Annotated in this window: 18 protein-coding genes; 13 read left to right on the top strand and 5 right to left on the bottom strand. The window is 66.1% G+C overall.

The genetic code is table 11. From position 1 onward, the window contains the following. The first annotated feature begins 102 nt into the window (after nt 1–102). From ABNK63_RS14455 to ABNK63_RS14435, 5 genes are all read left to right on the top strand, one after another. On the top strand, nt 103–561 hold the full coding sequence (locus ABNK63_RS14455) for a DUF3617 family protein (RefSeq protein WP_350016016.1): 459 nt from the start codon (nt 103–105) through the stop codon (nt 559–561). 287 nt (nt 562–848) lie between these two features. Further along, nucleotides 849–1781, top strand: a complete 933-nt coding sequence (gene rocF, locus ABNK63_RS14450) for an arginase (RefSeq protein WP_007808248.1) — start codon at nt 849–851, stop codon at nt 1779–1781. Between the two features lie 555 nt (nt 1782–2336). Continuing rightward, the gene (locus ABNK63_RS14445) at nt 2337–3701 is read left to right on the top strand and encodes a tryptophan--tRNA ligase (protein WP_350016015.1); all 1365 of its coding nucleotides are present in this window, start codon (nt 2337–2339) and stop codon (nt 3699–3701) included. A gap of 33 nt (nt 3702–3734) precedes the next feature. Further along, a complete protein-coding gene (locus ABNK63_RS14440; protein WP_350016014.1) occupies nt 3735–4058 on the top strand; it encodes a hypothetical protein in 324 nt (107 codons plus the stop codon). Between the two features lie 151 nt (nt 4059–4209). Further along, nucleotides 4210–6438 (top strand): DUF5916 domain-containing protein, encoded by a 2229-nt coding sequence (locus tag ABNK63_RS14435; protein WP_350016013.1) that lies wholly within the window; start codon nt 4210–4212, stop codon nt 6436–6438. 7 nt (nt 6439–6445) lie between these two features. On the opposite strand, the gene ABNK63_RS14430 is transcribed toward ABNK63_RS14435, so the two are convergent. Beyond that, nucleotides 6446–6829, bottom strand: a complete 384-nt coding sequence (locus ABNK63_RS14430) for a VOC family protein (RefSeq protein ID WP_007808243.1) — start codon at nt 6827–6829, stop codon at nt 6446–6448. 53 nt (nt 6830–6882) lie between these two features. On the opposite strand from ABNK63_RS14430, the gene ABNK63_RS14425 reads away from it, so the two are divergent. The 3 genes from ABNK63_RS14425 (at nt 6883) to ABNK63_RS14415 (ending at nt 9375) form a co-directional block, all read left to right on the top strand. Then, nucleotides 6883–7404 (top strand): M48 family metallopeptidase, encoded by a 522-nt coding sequence (locus tag ABNK63_RS14425; RefSeq protein WP_007808242.1) that lies wholly within the window; start codon nt 6883–6885, stop codon nt 7402–7404. Then, nucleotides 7404–8048 carry a DUF6348 family protein gene (locus tag ABNK63_RS14420; protein WP_350016012.1) on the top strand — a complete coding sequence of 215 codons (645 nt, stop codon included), beginning with the start codon at nt 7404–7406 and terminating at the stop codon, nt 8046–8048. Before ABNK63_RS14425 ends, ABNK63_RS14420 begins: the two co-directional genes overlap by 1 nt. A 196-nt stretch (nt 8049–8244) precedes the next feature. Next, on the top strand, nt 8245–9375 hold the full coding sequence (locus tag ABNK63_RS14415) for an immune inhibitor A domain-containing protein (RefSeq protein WP_350016011.1): 1131 nt from the start codon (nt 8245–8247) through the stop codon (nt 9373–9375). Nucleotides 9376–9505: 130 nt separating this feature from the next. On the opposite strand, the gene ABNK63_RS14410 is transcribed toward ABNK63_RS14415, so the two are convergent. The 3 genes from ABNK63_RS14410 to pdhA form a co-directional block, all read right to left on the bottom strand. Beyond that, a complete protein-coding gene (locus ABNK63_RS14410; protein WP_350016010.1) occupies nt 9506–10888 on the bottom strand; it encodes a dihydrolipoamide acetyltransferase family protein in 1383 nt (460 codons plus the stop codon). Nucleotides 10889–11037: 149 nt separating this feature from the next. Further along, nucleotides 11038–12018, bottom strand: a complete 981-nt coding sequence (locus ABNK63_RS14405) for an alpha-ketoacid dehydrogenase subunit beta (RefSeq protein ID WP_007808233.1) — start codon at nt 12016–12018, stop codon at nt 11038–11040. 3 nt (nt 12019–12021) lie between these two features. Further along, nucleotides 12022–13107 (bottom strand): pyruvate dehydrogenase (acetyl-transferring) E1 component subunit alpha, encoded by a 1086-nt coding sequence (pdhA, locus tag ABNK63_RS14400; RefSeq protein WP_007808232.1) that lies wholly within the window; start codon nt 13105–13107, stop codon nt 12022–12024. A 323-nt stretch (nt 13108–13430) separates the two neighbouring features. On the opposite strand from pdhA, the gene ABNK63_RS14395 reads away from it, so the two are divergent. The 3 genes from ABNK63_RS14395 (at nt 13431) to ABNK63_RS14385 (ending at nt 17494) form a co-directional block, all read left to right on the top strand. Beyond that, nucleotides 13431–14279, top strand: a complete 849-nt coding sequence (locus ABNK63_RS14395) for a tryptophan 2,3-dioxygenase family protein (protein ID WP_350016009.1) — start codon at nt 13431–13433, stop codon at nt 14277–14279. A gap of 73 nt (nt 14280–14352) precedes the next feature. Further along, the gene (locus ABNK63_RS14390) at nt 14353–15852 is read left to right on the top strand and encodes a peptide MFS transporter (protein WP_350016008.1); all 1500 of its coding nucleotides are present in this window, start codon (nt 14353–14355) and stop codon (nt 15850–15852) included. A gap of 133 nt (nt 15853–15985) precedes the next feature. Next, nucleotides 15986–17494 carry a peptide MFS transporter gene (locus ABNK63_RS14385; RefSeq protein WP_350016007.1) on the top strand — a complete coding sequence of 503 codons (1509 nt, stop codon included), beginning with the start codon at nt 15986–15988 and terminating at the stop codon, nt 17492–17494. Between the two features lie 54 nt (nt 17495–17548). Here ABNK63_RS14385 and ABNK63_RS14380 read toward each other — a convergent pair whose 3' ends face one another. Then, a complete protein-coding gene (locus ABNK63_RS14380) occupies nt 17549–18046 on the bottom strand; it encodes a MarR family winged helix-turn-helix transcriptional regulator (RefSeq protein WP_007808226.1) in 498 nt (165 codons plus the stop codon). Between the two features lie 109 nt (nt 18047–18155). Here ABNK63_RS14380 and hppD point away from each other — a divergent pair, with 109 nt between their 5' ends. Together hppD and hmgA are read left to right on the top strand one after the other, a co-directional pair. Then, entirely contained in the window at nt 18156–19250 is a 1095-nt protein-coding gene (gene hppD, locus ABNK63_RS14375) for a 4-hydroxyphenylpyruvate dioxygenase (RefSeq protein WP_350016006.1), read from the top strand. A 12-nt stretch (nt 19251–19262) separates the two neighbouring features. Further along, nucleotides 19263–20624 (top strand): homogentisate 1,2-dioxygenase, encoded by a 1362-nt coding sequence (hmgA, locus tag ABNK63_RS14370; RefSeq protein WP_350016005.1) that lies wholly within the window; start codon nt 19263–19265, stop codon nt 20622–20624. The last annotated feature ends 15 nt before the right edge of the window (nt 20625–20639 follow it).

Raw genomic sequence — 20639 nt, 5'->3', positions numbered from 1 at the left:
CGGCCTTGCGCTGGCCGACGCGTCGAGCGCCATGTGACCACAACGAACATGACGGCATCCATTGTCGTAGTGCGTCTCTTCATCCCTTGCCGGAGAATTCCGATGTCGACTTTTCCGATGCTGCGGTTCGCTGCCCTTTGCGTGTTCTGCGTGATTGCCCCGACGACGGCGGCCCAGTCCGACTCCGGCAACATGATGAAGATGAGCATCACCATGAAGATGCAGATGGCCGGCCTGGGCGACATGCCGGCCCGCACGGTCAACCAGAATGTATGCACGTCGAAGGATCACGACATGCGCTCGATGCTCCAGCAGCAGAAGGACTGCGTCGTGAGCAACTACCGCCAGCAGGGCAACGTGATCAGCTATCACGTGGTCTGCGGCGGCAATCCGCCACGGATGACCGGTGACGCGCAATTCGAGCTGCTGCCCGGTGGCGACATCAAGGGCAGCATGCACGCCGACAGCAACATGAACGGTCAAGCCATGGTCATGGACATGACCTATGCCGGTCAGCGCACCGGCAGTTGCGATTACACCGCGAGCCGGCAGAAGCACTGAGCCGGGTTCCTGCGCCTCGCCGCCAGGCGGCTGCGTCATCAAGCAAGGCCACGGCGTGCTGCCGTGACGGCGTATGCGTCTTCGCAGGTCGCTTCGCGGCCCGGGCGGCGACGCCGCTCCACCCATTCCGGTAAACTTCGCCGGACAGGTGGAGTCTTAATCGCCGCGAAAGTCCTGCACGCAGGATGCCGGCGGCACATCCGGGACGGCTGCTGCAGGCCCGTCCGTTCTCCGCCTCACCCACATCAATGGCGTGTGCCGGGACAACGGCGCAGTGGCCCCCAGGCATGCAGGAGCAGGCGAACGTGGACAAGCAGACCGTTTCATTGATTGGCGTGCCGACCGACATCGGCGCCGGCCATCGCGGTGCCGGAATGGGACCCGAAGCGCTGCGTGTGGCCAATCTGGCCAGCCGGCTGGAACGTCGCGGGCTGAAGGTCATCGATCGCGGCAACTTGCAGGGGCCAATCAACCCATGGCTTCCGCCCGAGCAGGGCTATCGCCATCTGGACGAAGTGGTGGCCTGGAATACGGCCGTCCATACGGCCGTTCATCAGGAACTGCAGGCGGGCCGCCTGCCGATCATGCTCGGCGGCGACCATTGCTTGGCGATCGGTTCGATCTCGGCCGTGGCGCGTCACTGCCATGACGAAGGCAAGCAGTTGCGGGTGCTGTGGCTGGATGCGCACACCGACTTCAACACTGCCGAAGCCACCCCCACCGGCAACATCCACGGCATGCCGGTGGCCTGCCTGTGCGGCACCGGCCCGGCCGAGCTGACCGGCCTGGGCGGAGTCGTGCCGTCGACCACGCCGGACGTGTTCCGCTACATCGGCATCCGTTCGGTCGATGAAGGCGAGAAGCGGCTGGTGCGCGGTGCCAACATGCAGGTCCACGACATGCGGCACATCGATGAAGTGGGCATGAAGCGGGTGATGGAGGAAGCCCTGTCCGGCATGGACGAGAACACCCATCTCCACGTCAGCTTCGACGTCGACTTCCTCGACCCCAGCATCGCGCCCGGCGTCGGCACCACCGTACGCGGCGGGCCGGACTACCGCGAGGCGCAGCTGTGCATGGAGATGATCGCCGACACCGGGCGGATGGCGTCGCTGGACATCGTCGAACTGAACCCCGCGTTCGACAAGCGCAACGCCACCGCCAAGCTGGCCGTGGACCTGGTCGAGTCGCTGTTCGGCAAGTCCACGCTGATCCGCTGAGCGTGCGTGCCACGCGGCGGTGCTCGAGCCGCTGAAAAGCGGCCAGCGATGCAGCCTGCTGCTGGCGGCCGGATCGTTCGTCCGATGCGGCGGAACGCGAAGCCATGGATGGGGTCGCCAAGGGCGCGCGGCGGCTGGCGGAATGTCGCGAACCGATGCCGTCATCGCGTCGCCATGTGGCCACTACGCGTCATTTTCGAAGGACTGGGAACCACTGGCCTCGTCCTGCACGGGAGCGAAATCCTGCGGCAGATGCGGCGGGACTTCGCTCAAGCGATAGCGCGTATCCGATGGCCATTTTCTGCGGTGCACAGATCGAACGGCGCTGATGCATCGTCCGCAGGCGTATGGCCAGCTCGAGCTGAAAGACATCGAGCCGGGAGGCGCGTCTGGATGGCACCGGCGCGCGGTGCCATGGCATCCGCTGGATGCCCTGGGTGTCCATGGCCTCGACGCGGCCCCGCAGAATGCCTCCGCGCACGACCAAGGTCGCTTCGGCCGGTCGAGGCGACTTGCCGGATGTCGTAGACTGGCGTTTTACTTGCGCGACGCAGAATGAATACCCGAGTCCTTACCGGCATCACCACCAGCGGCACGCCGCATCTCGGCAATTACGTGGGGGCGATCCGCCCCGCGGTGGCGGCCAGCCGGCGCGATGATGTGGATGCGTTCTACTTCATGGCCGACTACCACGCGCTGATCAAGAGCGACGATGCGGGGCGGATCGAGCGTTCGCGGCTGGAGATCGCCGCGACATGGCTGGCGGCGGGGCTCGACCCGGCGCGGGTCACCTTCTATCGCCAGTCGGACATCCCGGAAATCCCCGAGCTGACCTGGTTCCTCACCTGCATCGCCTCCAAGGGCATGCTCAATCGCGCGCATGCCTACAAGGCCGCGGTGGACAAGAACACGGCCGCGGGCGAGGACGTCGACGCGGGTGTCACCGCGGGCCTGTACATGTATCCGGTGCTGATGGCGGCGGACATCCTGGCGTTCGACGCGAATCAGGTGCCGGTGGGCCGCGACCAGATCCAGCACATCGAGATGGCGCGCGATCTGGGTCAGCGCTTCAATCATCTGCATGGCCATGAGTTCTTCGTGCTGCCCGAGGCGCTGATCGAGGAGCAGGTGGCGACCTTGCCGGGCCTGGATGGCCGCAAGATGTCGAAGAGCTACGACAACACGATCCCGCTGTTTGCCGGCGGCAAGAAGCAATTGCGCGAGGCGATCATGCGCATCGTCACCGACTCGCGCCTGCCCGGCGAACCGAAGGACCCGGATGACTGCGCGCTGTTCACCATCTTCCGCGCCTTTGGCAGCGAGACCGAAACCGCCGCGTTCCGCCAGTCCCTGCTGGACGGCATCGGCTGGGGCGAGGCAAAGCAGCTGCTGTACGAGCGCATCGAAGCCGAGGTCGCGCCGATGCGCGAACGCTACGAGGCGCTGATGGCCGACCCGGGCGCGATCGAGACGATCCTGCAACAGGGCGCGCAGAAGGCGCGGGCGATCGCCACGCCGAAACTGGCTGCACTGCGCGAGGTGCTTGGTCTGCGTGCCATGACCACCGTGCCTGCGCCGGCCATCGGATCGAAAGCCACGCCGAAGCAGGGGAAAATGCCCCGCTTCGCCAGTTTCCGCGATGCCGATGGCGGCTTCCGCTTCCGTCTGTTTTCCGCGGAAGGCGAGGAGCTGCTGCTGTCGAGATCGTTCGCCGATCCGAAGGCGGCCGGTGCGCTGCAGAAGCAGATCAGAGCGCTCGGCGCCGGTGCCGCCCTGCTGCAGGTCCGTTCGCTGGGGGTGAGCCTGGAGCTCGACGGCACGACGGTGGCCAGCACGCCGGATTACCGCGACGAGCAGGCACGTGACGAAGCGCTGGCGTCGTTGCGCGAGGCGCTGGATCAGCTCGCCGCGCAGGACTGAAGCGCGGCAATCCAGGCCCACGGAGATCGAACCATGCGTTACCTCGCCATCCTGCTGTTGACCCCATGGCTGCTGATCCTGTGCTGGGGCTACTGGGCTTATCCGAAGAGTCTGCCGCGCGTGGCCGCGCGACGCTTCTTCGACGTCGCCGCCGTCGTGCTGGCGCTGATCGCCGCGGCGCAGTGCGCGGTGATCGGCTTCGATCGGGTGGAGCTGCCCACGGTCGACGGCTTCGGCCGCCCCAGTGGCGCGATCTGGCAGCAGGTGCTGCCGGCGCTGTATGGCTACGCTGCGTTCACCGTCGTGCTGCTGCTGGCGATGCTGTTGCGGCATGCGCTGTGGGGACGCCGGCGCTGATCCACCGCGGACGACCTGCCACAAGTCATGCAATGACCAATGGCCGTCGACCCGTTTAAACGCTGACGGCAAGCTGTGCATCTATCTCCGGGTGACGAGTGCCTCGTTCGCCCAGGCGCGATCCTGCGCCAGACCTCATGGAAGTTCCCACATGCGCGTGGCATGCCTGTTGCTGTTTTCGCTGGCCGCAGTTTCCGCGCCGGCACTGGCCGTCGATATCGATGGACATATCCAGCCGGACGAATGGAAAGGTGCGCGGCACATCACCGATTTCCGCCAGGTGCAGCCGCTCAGCGGCAAGCCCGGTTCGCTGCACACCGAGGCCTGGATACTGGCCACGCCGAAGGGCCTGGCAGTGGCCTTCCGCTGCGACCAGCCGCCTGGCGTGCCGCGCACGCATCAGCGCGTGCAGCGCGACTTCGAGGACCAGGTGGATCGGGTCAACGTGATGGTCGACTTCAACGGTGACGGACGCACCGGCTACGACTTCGTGGTCAGTTCCACCGACGGCATCAACGACGCGGTGATCACCAACGAAACCCAGTTCAACAAGGACTGGGACGGCAACTGGAAGCACGCGGTGAGCGAGGATGCTGCCGGCTGGAGTGTCGAGATCCTGATCCCCTGGTACACCGCGCCCATGCATGCGGCGACAGACGGCCAGCGCAAGCTGGGAATCTATCTGGACCGGGTGACCGGCTCGACCGGCGAACGCGACGGCTGGCCGGTGGCCAGTTTCACGCTGCCGCGCTTCCTGTCCGAATTCCGGCGGATCGAGGTGCCGCACTACAGCCAGTCGCTGTTCGCCGTCACGCCTTACCTGTCCGGGCTGTATGACAACGTGCGCGGCCGCAGCCAGTTCCAGGAAGGCGCCGACATCCTGTGGAAGCCGAACGGCCAGTTCCAGCTCACCGCGGCGTTGAATCCGGATTTCGGCCAGGTCGAGAGCGACGACCTGGTGGTCAATTTCGGCGCCACCGAAACCTATGTCAGCGACAAGCGTCCGTTCTTCACCGAGAACCAGGGCATCTTCGACTTCAGCCTGCTCGACGACAACAGCCAGCTGGTCTATACGCGCCGCGTGGGCGGTCCGTCGGATGATGGCCACGGCGCTGCCGACATCAATGCGGCGGTCAAGCTCAACGGCAGTTTCGGCTCCACCAGCTACGGCGTGCTGGCCGCCGACGAGGATGGCGAGGCGGGGCGCTTCTTCGGCGCCGCGCGGCTGACCCACGATTTCGGCGACCAGAGCCTGGGCATGCTGCTGACCCGGGTCGACCGGCCGTGGCTGGATCGCGAGGCCACCGTGCTCGGTGTCGATCACCACTGGCGGCCGACGCCGCAACTGACCATTGCCACCAACGTGGTCGGCAGCGACATCCTGCAGTCGGGCACGCATACCCGCGACAGCGGCGGCACCATCATTGCCGACTACGAGATGGGCGGCGGCTGGCGCCAGCAGTGGCTGGGCATGCACTTCGGCGACCAGTTGCAGATCAACGATTTCGGCTACCTCGACCGCAACAATTTCAACTACGCCCATTGGGAAGTGCGCAAGCGCTACACGGCCCTGCCGGCCGACTCGGCCTACAGCTCCAAGGAATGGCGCTACCGCATCGACGCACTGGACAACGATCACGGCCTGCGCCTGCGTCGCCAGTTCCGCGTCAGCCGCAACAGCAACCTGCGCAACGGCGCCACCGAAGTGGTGCAGCTCAACGTCAACAGCGCGGGCTGGGACGACCTGCTGACGCGGGGCCATGGCGCGCTGTTCCTGCCGCCCAGCATCGATCTGGCCTATGAGCGGATCAGCCCGCGCCACGGCGACTGGGCGTTCAAGCTGGACGCGGAGGTGGTCAGTGGCGGCCTTGGCGGCAACCGCCAGTTCGGCTACGACATCAAGTTCATTCCCACCTACTTCATCAGCGACGCGTTCAGCGTCTACGCCGGCCCCTACTACGAGCATCTGCCGGACTGGCTGGTGTGGCAGCACGACAACCTGATCGGCCGGTTCGACGAACACACGCTGCAGCTCGATGCCGGTTTCGACTGGGCCATCAATCCGCGCCAGGAATTGCGCGTGAAGCTGCAGGCGATCGGCCTGGATGCACGCCTGCGCGGCGGCTATCGCGTCGGCGCCAACGGCCGCGCGGTGGCCAGCGACGAGCCGGTCGACGATTTCAGCGTGCGCAACCTCGGCCTGCAGATCCGTTACCGCTACGAGCTGGCCCCGCTGTCGTACCTGTACGTGGTCTATGGCCGTGGCGGCTACGCGCTGGACGGCTACGCCCGCAACACCGCCGACGCGTTCGGCAACAGCTTCGCCTTGCGCGACGACGAACAGCTGCTGGTCAAGCTGAGCTACCGCTTCGACATGTAGCAGCCGCTCAGTCCCAGCGGTTGAGGTGCGGCCCGAACGTTTCGCGCTGCGGCTTCACCACGCAGAAGCGGTGGCCGCCGGGCGCCTCCATCACCCACCAGCGCTCGCGCACGAAGGCGATGCGGCGGGCGCCCAGGCGCTCCAGCCGGGCCACTTCGGCGTCGAGGTCGTCGGTTTCGATGTCCAGGTGCACGCGGCTGGCGTGCTCCACCTTCTGCAGCAGGATGATCGGCTCGTCCGCGGCCGTGCGCAGTTCCGCGTACCTGCCGTCGCCGTCCTGATCGGGGCTGGCGACCGGCTTGCCCAGGGCTTTGCTCCAGAACGCGGTGGCGGTGGCCAGGTCGTCGACCTGGCAGTCGATGACGAGGGTGCTGAGTCGGCTGTGGTGCATGGATCGTCTCCGCTGGACGGCGCGCGGTGCGGCGCAGTGCGAGAATACGCGGCATGGCGCCGCTCAAGTACCTCCAGGCTTATCCCGTCACCTTGCAGGACAAGGTGCGCGAACTGATCGCGCAGGAGCGCCTGGGCGAGCACCTGGCGAAGCGTTATCCCGATCGCCACGAGGTGCAGAGCGACAAGGCGCTGTATGCGTACGTGGCCGCGCTGAAACAGCAGCACCTGAAGAACGCGCCGGGCATCGACAAGGTGCTGTACGACGCCAGGCTCGACGTGTTGCGCAATGCGCTGGGCCTGCACACCGCGATCTCGCGCGTGCAGGGCGGCCGGCTGAAGGCGAAGAAGGAGATCCGCGTGGCCAGCCTGTTCAAGGCCGCCGCGCCGGAATTCCTGCAGATGATCGTGGTGCACGAACTGGCGCACCTGAAGGAGCTGGACCACAACAAGGCGTTCTACCAGCTGTGCACCTACATGCTGCCGGACTACCACCAGCTGGAGTTCGACCTGCGCGTGTACCTGACCTGGCGCGAATTGCCCTCGACCGACCACACCGACATGCGGGAACGATGATGGATAGTGCAGCACTGCAGAAATACCTGCTCCGCCTGTTCGAGCGGCACGACGTCGACCTCGAGGCCGATGAAGACGGCTGGCTGGTCACCGACGGCGACTTCCCCGCGATCCGCGCCGATTGGCACGAGGGCGCGGCGGGCGAACCGGGCCGGCTCGATGTCGACGTGGTGCTGGGCGAGGAACGGCGCATCGAGGAGAGCTTCGCCGGCATCGGTGGCGGCGAGGCGGGCTGTCGCGATGCGCTGAAGACCTTCGAGCAGAACGTGTTCCACCTGCTGCTGGCCGCCTGCTGGTACGTCACCGACGACCGCCGCATGCAGATCACCGCGTGGGAGATCGGCGTGCGCAGCTGGGACGTCTTCATCGGGCCGTTCAATGTGCGTGGTGCGGCGGTCGCCGACATGCCGCTCGACGCACTGGCATCGATCGAGGCTGCTTTGAAACGCGAGGCGCTGAGTCCCGAACTGCACTGGTTGCGGCTGGTGCACAGCCACGCCGAAGACGGCGACTCGCGCTGCGAGGCCCTGCTCGACAACGAACTGTGGACGGCCGGCACGCTGGCCCTCAACGAAGTGGCCTGGCCTCGCGGCGGCGATTACAGCGCCCGCTGCTTCATGCTGCTGGACGTGCGCGATTACTGAGCGCGAACGCCGCGCCGGCAGGTGACTCGTCGATCGGGTGGCAGCGGTCGGCAAGTTCAAGGTGGAGCGCACTCGCTGCCCGCTTGATCAATGGCGACGCGGTTTCCTCGTCAGGTCGGCGGGCGTGGCGTGGATGTTCCAGGATGTGCCCACGGGAAGAGTGCAGTGCTGGATAGCCAAGGGGAGGATGTGTGTCATGGCAGATCTCAAGTCGTTTGTTCCGATGACAGGGCGTGGCGCCTTTGACGTCACCCATGTGGATGGAACCGGTTTCATGACCATCACGGTCAAGGTCTTCGCGAACTACGAAAATCGCCCCGTCGAGGGCGTGTCCTGGAACCGGCAGGACATCATGCGGTTTGAAGCGGGAGCCAAGGCGGCGGTCAGGGAGCACTGGGACGGGAAGTTCTTTCTTGTCAATCGCAAGAAGAATCCCACCCCACGTGTCTCGGTCCTGTTCAACGTGCATTTCGTGACGACCAGGAGCGAGGCGACCGTCATCATGAATGTACCGCGCTACTCGTCGGCTTACGGCCCGGGAGGGCTGGCGCGTTGTGATTCCTATGTGGGCCTGAGCCAGATCGACACCGGTAACATTGCCGCGCAATCGAGCGCCATGGTCCACAGCGAATCGACTGGCCTGATCAACGTCAAGTTGACCGAGGCCGGCAACGTGTCGCGCGACGAGCGCTGCCGGATCAGCGCGCTGTTCCTGCCGCTGGGCCTCAATGCGATCGCGCTGGACCCGTACGGCACCCTGACACCGCAGCTGAAGGTGGCGCTGGCCAACCTGAGCCTGCGCATCAAGACCGGGACACCGTCGCGTCCACTGGTGCCGCTGATCGTGAAGGCGCGCTACAACACCGGCATGGGCGCGTCGGCAGGAAAGGTGGTCAAGCAGATGCGCGCCGTGCGCGATCAGTTGATCGCCTTCGGCGTGCGCAACCCGGTCAGCGTCGATCCATTGCCAGTCAATGATCTGGGCTTGTCCAATGCCGGATTCATCGAACTGGAGTGCGACCTGACCTTCGAAACCCGCTTCGATGACGACATGTGGATGAATATCTTCGCCCACGAATATGGCCACATGCTGGGCCTGCCGGATGAATATGACGCGCCGCCGGCTCCCACGGACCGCTCCTCCAAGGCCATCGCCATCAATCGGTTTTGCGCGATGTGCGATGTGCACAAGGCGGCAAAACCTCCCATGGGCATGATGACCACCAGCATCATGTGCAAGGGGCGCGACATCCTGCCCTGCCACATGCTGCCCGCGCTCGAAGCCATCATTCGCATCACCAACGAGGAAGGCTGGACTGTCGGTTGACGCGAGCCGGCACGTCGGGCGGGAACCTGCGCCTCCATCGCCACGCCTGGAGCCGGTGGAGTGCCTGTCCCGGGCACGAACAGACAGGGCGCCCGAGGGCGCCCTGTCTGTTTGACGATGATCCGCCTGCTCAGTTCGGCAAGGACAGATCGTCCAGCATCGCCTTGAGGAAGCGCGCGGCTTCGCCGCCGGTGGCGGCGCGGTGGTCGAAGGTCAGCGACAGCGGCATGCGGCGGTGCACTTCGATGCCGCCGATCACCGCGACCACGTCGTGGCTGAGCTTGCCGGCGCCGACGATGGCGACCGTGGGTGGCACCACCACGGGCGTGGCGTAGCGGCCGGCGAACATGCCGAAATTGCTGAGGCTGATGGTGTAGCCGGACAGCTCCGAGGCCGGAATGGTGCGGTCCTCGACCTGCGTGCGCAGGCGCTTGATCGCGGTGCGGATGCCGGCGCCGTCGAGCATGTCGGCGTTGCGCAGGGCCGGCACGAACAGGCCGTCGTCGGTGTCGACCGCGATGCCGATGTCGACCTGCGGGTGCAGCGTGCGGGTGAGGTTCTTGCCGTCGAACCAGGCGTTCAATGCCGGCACCGACTTGCAGGCGAACACGATGGCGCGGATCAGGCGCGCGGTGATGTCCTGCTTGCCGATCCAGGCGTGCAGGTCGGCGTCATCCACGAGCGTGGTCGGCACGACCTGGGCGTGGGCGTCGGCCATCACGCGGGCCATGTTGCGGCGTACGCCCTTCAACTGTTCCGGCTGGCCGCTGGCGGCCTGCGACGGCGGCGCGGTGCGCACCGGCTTGCCGGCCAGCGAGACCGGGCCGCGCTGCGGCTCCGGCTGCGGCAGCTCGGGCGCCAGGTGACGGCCGGCCGACGCGGGCACCGCGCGGGCGGGGGCGGCGCCGAGTGCGGCCGAACCGTTCGCGGCGGCGTCCTTGACGTCCTTCATGGTGACCACGCCGTCCGCACCGCTGGGGCGCACGCGGGCGAGGTCGACCTTGAGCTTCTTCGCCAGCGCACGCACGGCCGGCACGGCCTTGACGCCGCCGATGCTGGCGGCCTGTTCGACGTGGACGGTGTTGCCGCTGACCATGGCACCGACCACGGTGCCTTCGTCCTCGCGATCCTTGCCGCCGGTCTCGACTTCGCCACCCTCGTCGGAGACGACGACCTTGCTGCTGTCATCCGCGGCCGGGCTGCCGACACTCTTCTTCGGGCCATGCTGGTGGCCGGTGTCCTGCGACTCGGCGCGCTGCTTGGCGTTCGGGTCGGGTTCGAACTCGGCCAGTGCGGCACCGGTTTCGATGATGTCGCCTGGCGCGCCATGCAGCCTGGTGACCTTTCCGGTGTACGGCGAGGGCACGTCGACGACCGCCTTGGCGGTTTCCATCGAGCACAGCGGGGCGTCCAGCTTGATGGTGTCGCCCACCTTCACGTGCCACTCGACCACGGTCGCGTCGGGCAGGCCTTCGCCGAGGTCGGGGAGGTAGAACGTCTTGATGTCAGCCATGAGCGGATTTCCAGGTATGAGTTTTCCGGTTTGCTCCCTCCCCTGCTTGCAGGGGAGGGTTGGGGTGGGGTGCTCTTGATCCGGGCTTCAGATCAAGAGCTTTACCCCCTCCCAGCCTCCCCCTGCAAGCAGGGGGAGGAGCAAGGGCGTCAGCTTGCCGCCAACGTACGCTTCGCCGCGTCGACGACGCGTTCCACGTTCGGCAGGTATTTCATTTCCAGGCGGAACAGCGGGATGTGGGTGTCGAAGCCGGTGACGCGTTCGACCGGGGCGAGCAGGTCGTACATGCATTCCTCGGCCAGGCGGGCGGCGATCTCGGCGCCGAAGCCGGCGGTCTTCGGGGCTTCGTGCACGATCACGCAGCGGCCGGTCTTCTGCACCGATTCGGCGATGGTGTCGAAGTCCAGCGGGGTCAGCGTGGCCACGTCGATCACTTCGGCGCTGATGCCTTCGGCGGCCAGTGCGTCGGCCGCTTCCAGCGCTTCCTTCACCTGTGCGCCCCAGCTCACCAGGGTCACGTCGGTGCCGTCGCGCAGCACGAAGCACACGTCCAGCGGCAGCGCCTCGCCGTCGTCCGGCACTTCTTCCTTGTACTGGCGATAGATGCGCTTGGGCTCGAAGAACATCACCGGATCGGGATCGCGGATCGCCGCCAGCAGCAGGCCGTAGGCACGCGCGGGCGAGGACGGCATCACCACGCGCAGCCCGGGGATGTTGGTGAACAGGTGCTCGTTCGCCTCGGAGTGATGCTCCGGTGCGCGGATGCCGCCGCCCCACGGCGCGCGCCACACGGCCGGCACGGTGAGGCGGCCGCGGGTGCGGTTGCGCATGCGCGCGGCATGGCAGGCGATCTGCTCCATCATCGGGTAGATGAAGCCTTCGAACTGCGCCTCGGCGACCGGCTTCATGCCGGCCACGGCGAGGCCCACGGTGACGCCGGCGATGGTGGTTTCGTCCAGCGGCGTGTCCAGCACGCGCAGTTCGCCGAACTTCTCCTGCAGGCCCTGGGTGGCGCGGAACACGCCGCCGTTGACGCCGACGTCTTCGCCCAGCACCACGACGGAATCGTCGTGCGCCATTTCATAGGCGAGCGCCTGGGTGACGGCTTCGATGAGAGTGATTTGTGCCATGACTCAATGACCCTTGTTTTCAAGCGACAGGACGTAATCGCGCTGCTTGGCGAGATCGGCGGGGATTTCGGCGAAGATGTAGTCGAACATCGCCGAGACCGGCTGGGTCTTGGTCTCGAGGTAGGCATTCACCTCGTTGTCCATCCAGTCGTCGCACTCGGCCTTCCAGGCTTCTTCCTTCGCGTCGTCCCACACGCCCTTGGCCACCAGCCAGTGGCGCAGGCGCTTCATCGGCTCCTTTTCCCAGCCGTCCTTCACTTCCTGCTCGCCGCGATAGCGACGGGCGTCGTCGGCGGTGGTGTGGTCGCCCAGACGATAGGTGACCAGTTCCAGCACGCTGCCGCCTTCGCCGTTGCGCGCGCGCTCCAGCGCGTCTTCCATCGCCTTGCGCACCGCGATGATGTCGTTGCCGTCGACCTGGATCGAGAACAGGCCCGCGGCGATGCCCTTCTGCGCCAGCGTCGGCGCGCCGGACTGGATCTTGCGCGGCACCGAGATCGCCCACTGGTTGTTGACGATCACCGCGACCAGCGGCAGGTTCTGCGCGCCGGCGATGTTGATGGCGCCGTAGAAGTCGCCCTTGGACGAACCGCCGTCGCCGATGGTGCACACCGCCACGCGCTTCTCGCCGCGGATCTTGAACGCCAGCGCGGTGCCGGCCGCATGCAGGCACTGCGTGGCGATCGGCACCGACCAGGCGAAGTCGTGCCGCGCCGGTTCCTGCTGGTAATCGTTGCCGCGCTCGTCGCCGCCCCAGTACATGTAGACCTCGCGCGGCTGCACGCCGCGATACAGCTGCGCGCCGTACTCGCGGTAGCTCGGCGCGTAGACGTCCTCGGGACGCATCGCGCTGCCGATGCCGACGTGCGCCGCTTCATGGCCCAGGCAGCTGGCGTAGGTGCCCAGCTTGCCGGTGCGCTGCAGCGCGATCGACTTGGCGTCGAACACGCGGGTCGACAGCATCAGCTTGTACAGCTTGACCATGTGCTCGAGGTCCTTGGCGAACTCGGGCAGATCGTCACGGACCTGCTTGCCCTCGGCGTCGAGGTATTGCAGGTATTCGATTTCAAACTTGGCGGCGATGGTCACGACTCGCTCCGGGGTGAGGAAGAGAGGGAAAAACCTGGTTGATGGCGTGCCCTCGACGCATCCTCGGGCACACAAACGACCGAACAAGACCGCGCTTGATAACAGGCGGGCATGTTGCGCTGCAAGGTACAGCGCAGCATTCGTGGGCGTACGGACGGGCTTGTCGCGCGGCTTCCCGGAACGTCAAACGCGCCGTAAAGCGGGTCCCCCGCGACTGTTGCCAAGTATTCGAGGTGTCCAGGACGCGCCCCATGTCCCGGGTCAGGGACTGACCGGGCGGCAGCCGTTACCATGGCCATTTTCCGGAAACGTGACGGAACACCATGACCGACAACCAGCGCGATCTCGAAGCCGGCATCCAGACCGATCTCAACGGACAGATCACCTACGGCGGCTATCTGCATCTGGACACCTTGCTGTCGGCACAGCAGCCGCTGAGCCAGCCGCCGCATCACGACGAGATGCTGTTCATCGTGCAGCACCACGTCTCCGAGTTGTGGATGAAGCTGCTGATCCACGAGCTGAAGGCAGCGGTGCTGCACCTGCAGGCCGATGACATCGATGCCTGCCTGAAGATCCTGGCGCGGGTGAAGCAGGTGCAGCGCCAGCTGTTCGAGCAGTGGGCGGTGCTGGAGACGCTGACGCCGGCGGAGTACCTGGAGTTCCGCGGCGTGCTGGGCCCGTCGTCCGGGTTCCAGTCGTTGCAGTATCGCCAGATCGAATTCCTGCTGGGCAACAAGAACGCCGACATGCTCAAGGTGTTCGCGCACGATCCGGCTGCGCAGGCAGAGTTGCGCGCGGTACTGGAGGCGCCCAGCCTGTATGACGAGTTCCTGCGCTACTTGGCGCGGCGTGGCCACGCGGTGCCGGCCGAGTTGCTGGAGCGCGACTGGACGCGGGCGTACCGTCGCAACGAGGCGCTGCTGCCGGTGCTCAAGCGCATCTACGAGGACCGCGCGGAGTTCTGGCCCGAATACCACATGTGCGAACAGCTGGTGGACGTGGAGGAGAGCTTCCAGCTCTGGCGTTTCCGCCACATGAAGACGGTGGAGCGCATCATCGGCCATCGCCGCGGCACCGGCGGTTCGTCCGGGGTGAGCTTCCTGAAGAAGGCGCTCGATCTGGAATTCTTCCCGGAACTGCTGGACGTGCGTACCGTGCTGGGCAGCTGAGCGAATCGCCTGCCGCTTGCGCAGCCCGGCCTGAATCCCGTCATGATGTGCCACCTGAAATCCGGGAGCACCCATGAACGAAGCCGTCCAGCCCAGCGCCACACCCGAGTACCCGCAGACGCTGGGGCATCCGCGCCCGCTGTGGATGCTGTTCATGACCGAGTTCTGGGAGCGCTTCGCGTTCTACAGCGTGAGCTGGGCGCTGGCGTTGTACATCGTGGCGCACTTCTACCACGGCGATGCCTCCGGCCAGGCGTGGGCCGCCAGCATCTTCGGTGCATACACGGCGCTGATCTACGCCTCCAGCATCTTCGGCGGCTACGTGGCGGATCGGGTGATCGGCTATCAGCGCTCGATCCTGCTGGGCGCGCTGATGATGGCGCTGGGCCTGTTCGTGGTGATGCTGCCCAGCCGCGGTGTCTTCCTGCTCGGCCTGGCGATGGTGATCGTGGGCAACGGGCTGTTCAAGCCGAACATCTCCACCATGGTCGGGCAGTTGTACGGGCGCGACGATCCGCGCCGCGATCGCGGCTTCACCCTGTTCTACATGGGCATCAACGGCGGCGCGCTGCTGGCGCCGCTGCTGACCGGCTGGATGGCCGGCCATTTCACCGACACGCCGATGCAGCAGAACTACCGCATCGTGTTCGGCGCGGCCGGCGTGGGCATGCTGCTCAGCCTGCTGTGGTTCTGGTTCGGCCGGCGCGGCCTGAAGGGCGTGGGCCGACCGGCGCCGGAAGCGGCCGGCCGCATGCGCGTGGTGTGGGTGCTGCTGGGCATGGTCGTCGCGGTGCCGCTGGTGTACCTGCTGCTGGCCTTCGTCACCACCGGCTTGTCCTGGATGCTCGGCGCATTGTTCGTCGCGGTGGCGGTGATGCTGCTGGTCGAGGCGGTCAGGCACGATCGGGTGCAGGTCGACCGGGTGGTGGCGATGCTGATCATCTTCGCCTTCAACATCCTGTTCTGGATGTTCTACTTCCAGCTGGGCACCTCGTTCAATTTCCTCGCCGAGAACCTGGTCGACCGGCAGATGTTCGGTGGCTTGATCTTCCCGGTGGGCTGGTTCCAGTCGGTCAGTCCGCTGGCGATCATCGTGCTGGCGCCCGTGGTCACCGTGGTCTGGGCTTTCCTGGCGTCGCGCAGGAGCGAGCCGTCGATCCCGCGCAAGTTCGGCCTGGGCCTGATCTTCAACGGCCTGGGTTTTGCGGTGCTGATGTACGCGCTGTCGCGCCTGCTCGATGTGCAGGGGCTGATTCCGTTCTGGCCGCTGGTGCTGTGCTACGTGCTGCAGACGGTGGGCGAGCTGTGCCTGTCGCCGATCGGCCTGTCGATGGTGACCAAGCTGGCGCCGCCGCGACTGGTCGGCCTGGCGATGGGCGGCTGGTTCCTGTCGCTGGCGGTGGGCGGCAACCTGTCCGGCCTGCTGGCCGGCAGGATCAGCGGCGACAACGGGATGACCGCCGCCTCCGCACTGGGCGGCTTCACCTTCAGCTTCTGGCTGCTGGCCGGTGCCGGCGTGTTGTTGCTGCTGATTTCGCCCTTGATCAACCGGCTGATGCACGGCGTGCGCTGAAGCCGTCCGGCCCCGGCGGCTCGCGGTTTTCCCCGGGCCGCGTGCTGCAGCGCATTTGACGGATGCGGAGCCGCCGGTTACATCTGGCCGTTCGCAATAACCTGCGAACCACCGATGGGCACAGGGGCAAGGCATGAGCAACAGCACACTCGCCGGCGACGCGAAGCCGGTACCCGACTATCCGCAAATGCTGGGGCACCCGCGTCCGTTGTGGATGCTGTTCATGTCGGAGTTCTGGGAGCGCTTCGCGTTCTACGGCATGCGCTGGGCGCTCACGCTGTACATCGTGGCGCAGTTCTTCAACGGCGACGAAGCCGGCCAGGCTTCGGCCAGCCGCACCTATGGCGCCTACCTGGCGCTGGTCTATGCCACCGCGGTGTTCGGCGGCTACGTGGCGGACAAGATCATTGGCTACCAGCGCTCGATCCTGCTGGGTGCGGTGGTGATGGCTGCGGGCCTGTTCATGGTGATGGTGCCCCAGCACGAGATCTTCATGCTGGGCCTGGCTACCGTCATCGTGGGCAACGGCCTGTTCAAGCCGAACATCTCCTCGATGGTGGGCCAGCTGTACGCCACCGGTGACTCGCGCCGCGACCGCGGCTTCACGCTGTTCTACATGGGCATCAACGCGGGTGCGCTGATTGCGCCGATCCTGACCAGCTACCTGGCCGAACGCGTCTTCGGCACGCCGCAACACGACAACTACCACGTGGTCTTCGCCGCGTCGGGCGTGGGCATGCTGATCAGCCTCGTGTGGTTCTGGTTCGGTCGTCGCCAGCTCGGCCCGGTCGGCCAGCCGGCACCGGAAATCGCCAACCCGATGCGCGTGGTGTATGTGGCCCTCGGCGTGGTGGTGGCCATTCCGCTGGTCTACCTGCTGATGGACCGGGCCGGTGCGGTGGCGATCCAGTGGCTGCTGACCGCGCTGTTCGTCGGCGTGGGCGTGATGCTGGTGATCGAGGCGATCCGCACCGGACGCGTGCAGATCCAGCGGGTGATCGCGATGCTGATCATCTTCACCTTCAACGTGCTGTTCTGGATGTTCTTCGAACAGGCCGGCAGTTCGTTCAACTTCCTGGCCCAGCACATCGTGGATCGCAACCTGGCGGGCTGGGAGTTCCCGGTCGGCTGGTTCCAGTCGGTGAACCCGGTGGCGATCGTGCTGCTGGCGCCGCTGGTGGCGATGACGTGGGGCTGGCTGGACAAGCGGCGCATCGAACCCTCGATCCCGCGCAAGTTCGGGCTGGGGCTGATCGGCAACGCGCTGGGCTTCGCGGTGCTGATGTATGCGCTGTCGCGGCTGGTCGGTGGCGACGGCATGATCCCGCTGTGGACCCTGGTGCTGTGCTACGTGCTGCAGACGGCCGGCGAGCTGTGCCTGTCGCCGATCGGCCTGTCGATGGTGACCAAGCTGGCGCCGGTGCGCCTGGTCGGGCTGGGCATGGGCGGCTGGTTCCTGTCCACCGCGATCGGCAACAACCTGGCCGGCCTGTTCGCCGCCCACGTCAGCGGCGACAGCGGCATGACCGTGGACTCGGCGTTGTCCGGCTACACCTCCGGCTTCTGGATCTTGCTGGGCGGCGGCGTGCTGCTGTTCCTGATCGCCCCGCTGATCAACAAGCTGATGCACGGGGTGAGGTAGGGCGAAAGCGGGAACGGGGAACAGCAAGAGCTTCGCGCGTCGGGGCCCGGCTTTTCAGCTCCCGTTCCCCGCGCCCCGTTCCCCGTTCCCCGCCTCCTGCAGCTTGTCCAGTATCCGGGTCAGCCAGCGCTGCTCCTCGACATCGAGCTTCGCCAGCACCTCGCGTTCGCGGGCACGTGCCATCGGCGCCACTTCGTCGTGCATGGCCCAGCCCGCTTCGGTGAGGCTCAGCACCGAGCGGCGCTTGTCGTTGTCGTGGGTGGCCCGGTCGACCCGGCCGGCCTCGACCAGCCGGGCCAGCGCACGGCTTACCGCCACCTTGTCCATCGCCGTGCGCTCGGCCACCTCGCGTGCCGACAAACCCTCGAAGCGCGCCAGCACCGCCATCACCCGCCACTCCGTCACCGAGATGTCGTAGCGACGCTGGTAGTCGTCGGCGATCGCCTGGCTGATCGTGTTGGACAGGATCGACAGCCGGTACGGCAGGAAATGCTCCAGCTGCAGCGGGGCGTGCTCGGCGGTGGCAGGGGCTGACTTGCGTTTGACGGGCATGCGGCGACAATCCTTGCAAATGGTTACACATGAAACTATAACGTGGGGTTACCGACGATGGTGGCACGCTCACGCGCTGCCATCGTGCACCGACACACAGGAGAGCGCCATGAACGCCCAGCCGAACCTTGGCATGCAGGTCACCACGTTCGAAAACCCGATGGGTATCGACGGTTTCGAATTCGTCGAATTCGCCGCCCCGGCCGGTCGCGCCGACGAACTGCACGACCTGTTCAAGCGGATGGGTTTCAGCGCCGCGCTGAAGCACAAGTCGCGGCCGATCACCGTGTACCGCCAGAACGGCGTGAACTTCCTGGTCAACGAAGACCCCGATTCGTTCGCTGCCGACTTCGCCGACAAGCACGGCCCCAGCGCATGCGGCTTCGCGATCCGTTTCAGGAAGCCCGCGGCCGAAGTGCTCGCCACGGTGCTCGGCAACGGCGGCGAGGCGGTGACCGACAAGGTCGACAGCAGGGCGGTCGGCGCGCCGGTGATCAAGGGCATCGGCGACTGCATGCTGTACCTGGTCGATCGCTACGGCAGCGCCGGCAGCATCTACGACGCCGACTACGAGCCGATTCCCGGTGCCGAACAGAACCCGGCCGGCTTCGGACTCACCTTCATCGACCACCTGACCCACAACCTGTACTTCGGCAACATGCAGAAGTGGTCGGACTACTACGAGCGCCTGTTTAACTTCCGCGAGATCCGCTACTTCGACATCAAGGGCGCCAAGACCGGCCTGGTGTCCAAGGCGATGACCGCGCCGGACGGCATCGTGCGCATTCCGCTCAACGAGTCGAATGACCCGAAGAGCCAGATCAACGAATACCTCGACGCCTACCACGGCGAAGGCATCCAGCACATCGCCTGCTTCACCGACGACATCTACGACACGGTGGAAAAGATGCGCGCCGCCGGCGTGGAATTCCTCGACACCCCGGACTCCTACTTCGAGGTGATCGACGTGCGCGTGCCGAACCATGGCGAAGACGTGGCGCGGCTGGCGAAGAACAAGATCCTGATCGACGCCGACATGGAAACCAAGCAGCGCAAGCTGCTGCAGATCTTCACCCAGAACAACATCGGCCCGATCTTCTTCGAGATCATCCAGCGCAAGGGCAACGAAGGTTTCGGCGAAGGCAATTTCCAGGCGCTGTTCGAGAGCATCGAGCGCGACCAGATGAAGCGCGGTTTCCTCTAAGGGTCTCTCCTCATGGCGATCGATGTCAGCAAGGGCTACCAGTCGGGTTTCGGCAACGAGTTTGCCAGCGAGGCGATCGCCGGCACCTTGCCGGTCGGCCAGAATTCGCCGCAGCGCGTGGCGCATGGCCTGTACGCGGAGCAGTTGTCGGGCACCGCATTCACCGCGCCGCGCCACAGCAACCGGCGCAGCTGGCTGTACCGGATTCGCCCGGCGGCGGTGCATCAGCCGTTCCAGCCGCTGGCGCATGCCACGTTCCACAACCGCTTCGACGAGGCGCCGGCCACGCCGAACCAGTTGCGCTGGGACCCGCTGCCGCTGCCGACGCAGCCGACGGATTTCATCGACGGCCTGGTGACCCTGGCCGGCAACGGCGGCCCGGCCGAGCAGGCGGGTATCGGTATCCACGTCTATGCGGCCAATCGTTCGATGCAGGGGCGTTTCTTCTACGACGCCGACGGCGAGCTGCTGATCGTGCCGCAGCAGGGCCGGCTGCGGCTGGCCACCGAGCTGGGCGTGATCGAGCTGGAGCCGCAGGAGGTCGCGGTGATTCCGCGCGGCGTGCGTTTCCGCGTCGACCTGCCCGACGGCGACGCCGACGCACATGGAAGTGCGAGTGCCACGGGCGCAGGAAGCGCAGGAGTGGCCCGCGGTTACGTATGCGAGAACTTCGGCGCGCTGCTGCGCCTGCCGGACCTCGGCCCGATCGGTTCGAACTGCCTGGCCAACGCCCGCGATTTCCTCACCCCGGAGGCGGCGTACGAGGACGTCGAGGGCGCATTCGAGCTGGTGGCGAAATTCCAGGGCGGGCTGTGGTCGGCGAAGATCGGTCATTCGCCGCTGGACGTGGTCGGCTGGCACGGCAACTACGCGCCGTACAAGTACGACCTGCGCCGCTTCAACACGATCGGCTCGATCAGCGTCGACCATCCCGATCCATCGATCTTCACCGTGCTGACCTCGCCCAGCGACACCGTCGGCACGGCGAACATCGACTTCGCGATCTTTCCGCCGCGCTGGTTGGTGGCGCAGCACACGTTCCGTCCGCCCTGGTTCCATCGCAACGTGGCCAGCGAGTTCATGGGCCTGATCACCGGCGTGTACGACGCCAAGGCCGAGGGCTTCGTGCCGGGCGGCGCCTCGCTGCACAACTGCATGAGCGGGCACGGCCCGGATGCGGCCACGTTCGAGAAGGCCTCGAACGCCGACCTGTCCAGGCCCGACGTGATCGGCGGCACCATGGCCTTCATGTTCGAGACGCGCAAGGTGATCCGTCCCACGCAACAGGCGCTGGACGCGCCGCAATTGCAGAAGAATTACCACGAGTGCTGGCAGGGCATCGCGAAACACTTCGATGCAGGCTGCAAGGCGTGAAATGCCATGCGCTGA

It is taken from the genome of Rhodanobacter sp. IGA1.0, from assembly GCF_040208325.1.
Lineage (GTDB): Bacteria > Pseudomonadota > Gammaproteobacteria > Xanthomonadales > Rhodanobacteraceae > Rhodanobacter > Rhodanobacter spathiphylli.
Note: the sequence above shows the minus strand (reverse complement) of the source record. Positions and strands in the feature narration are given on the sequence as shown.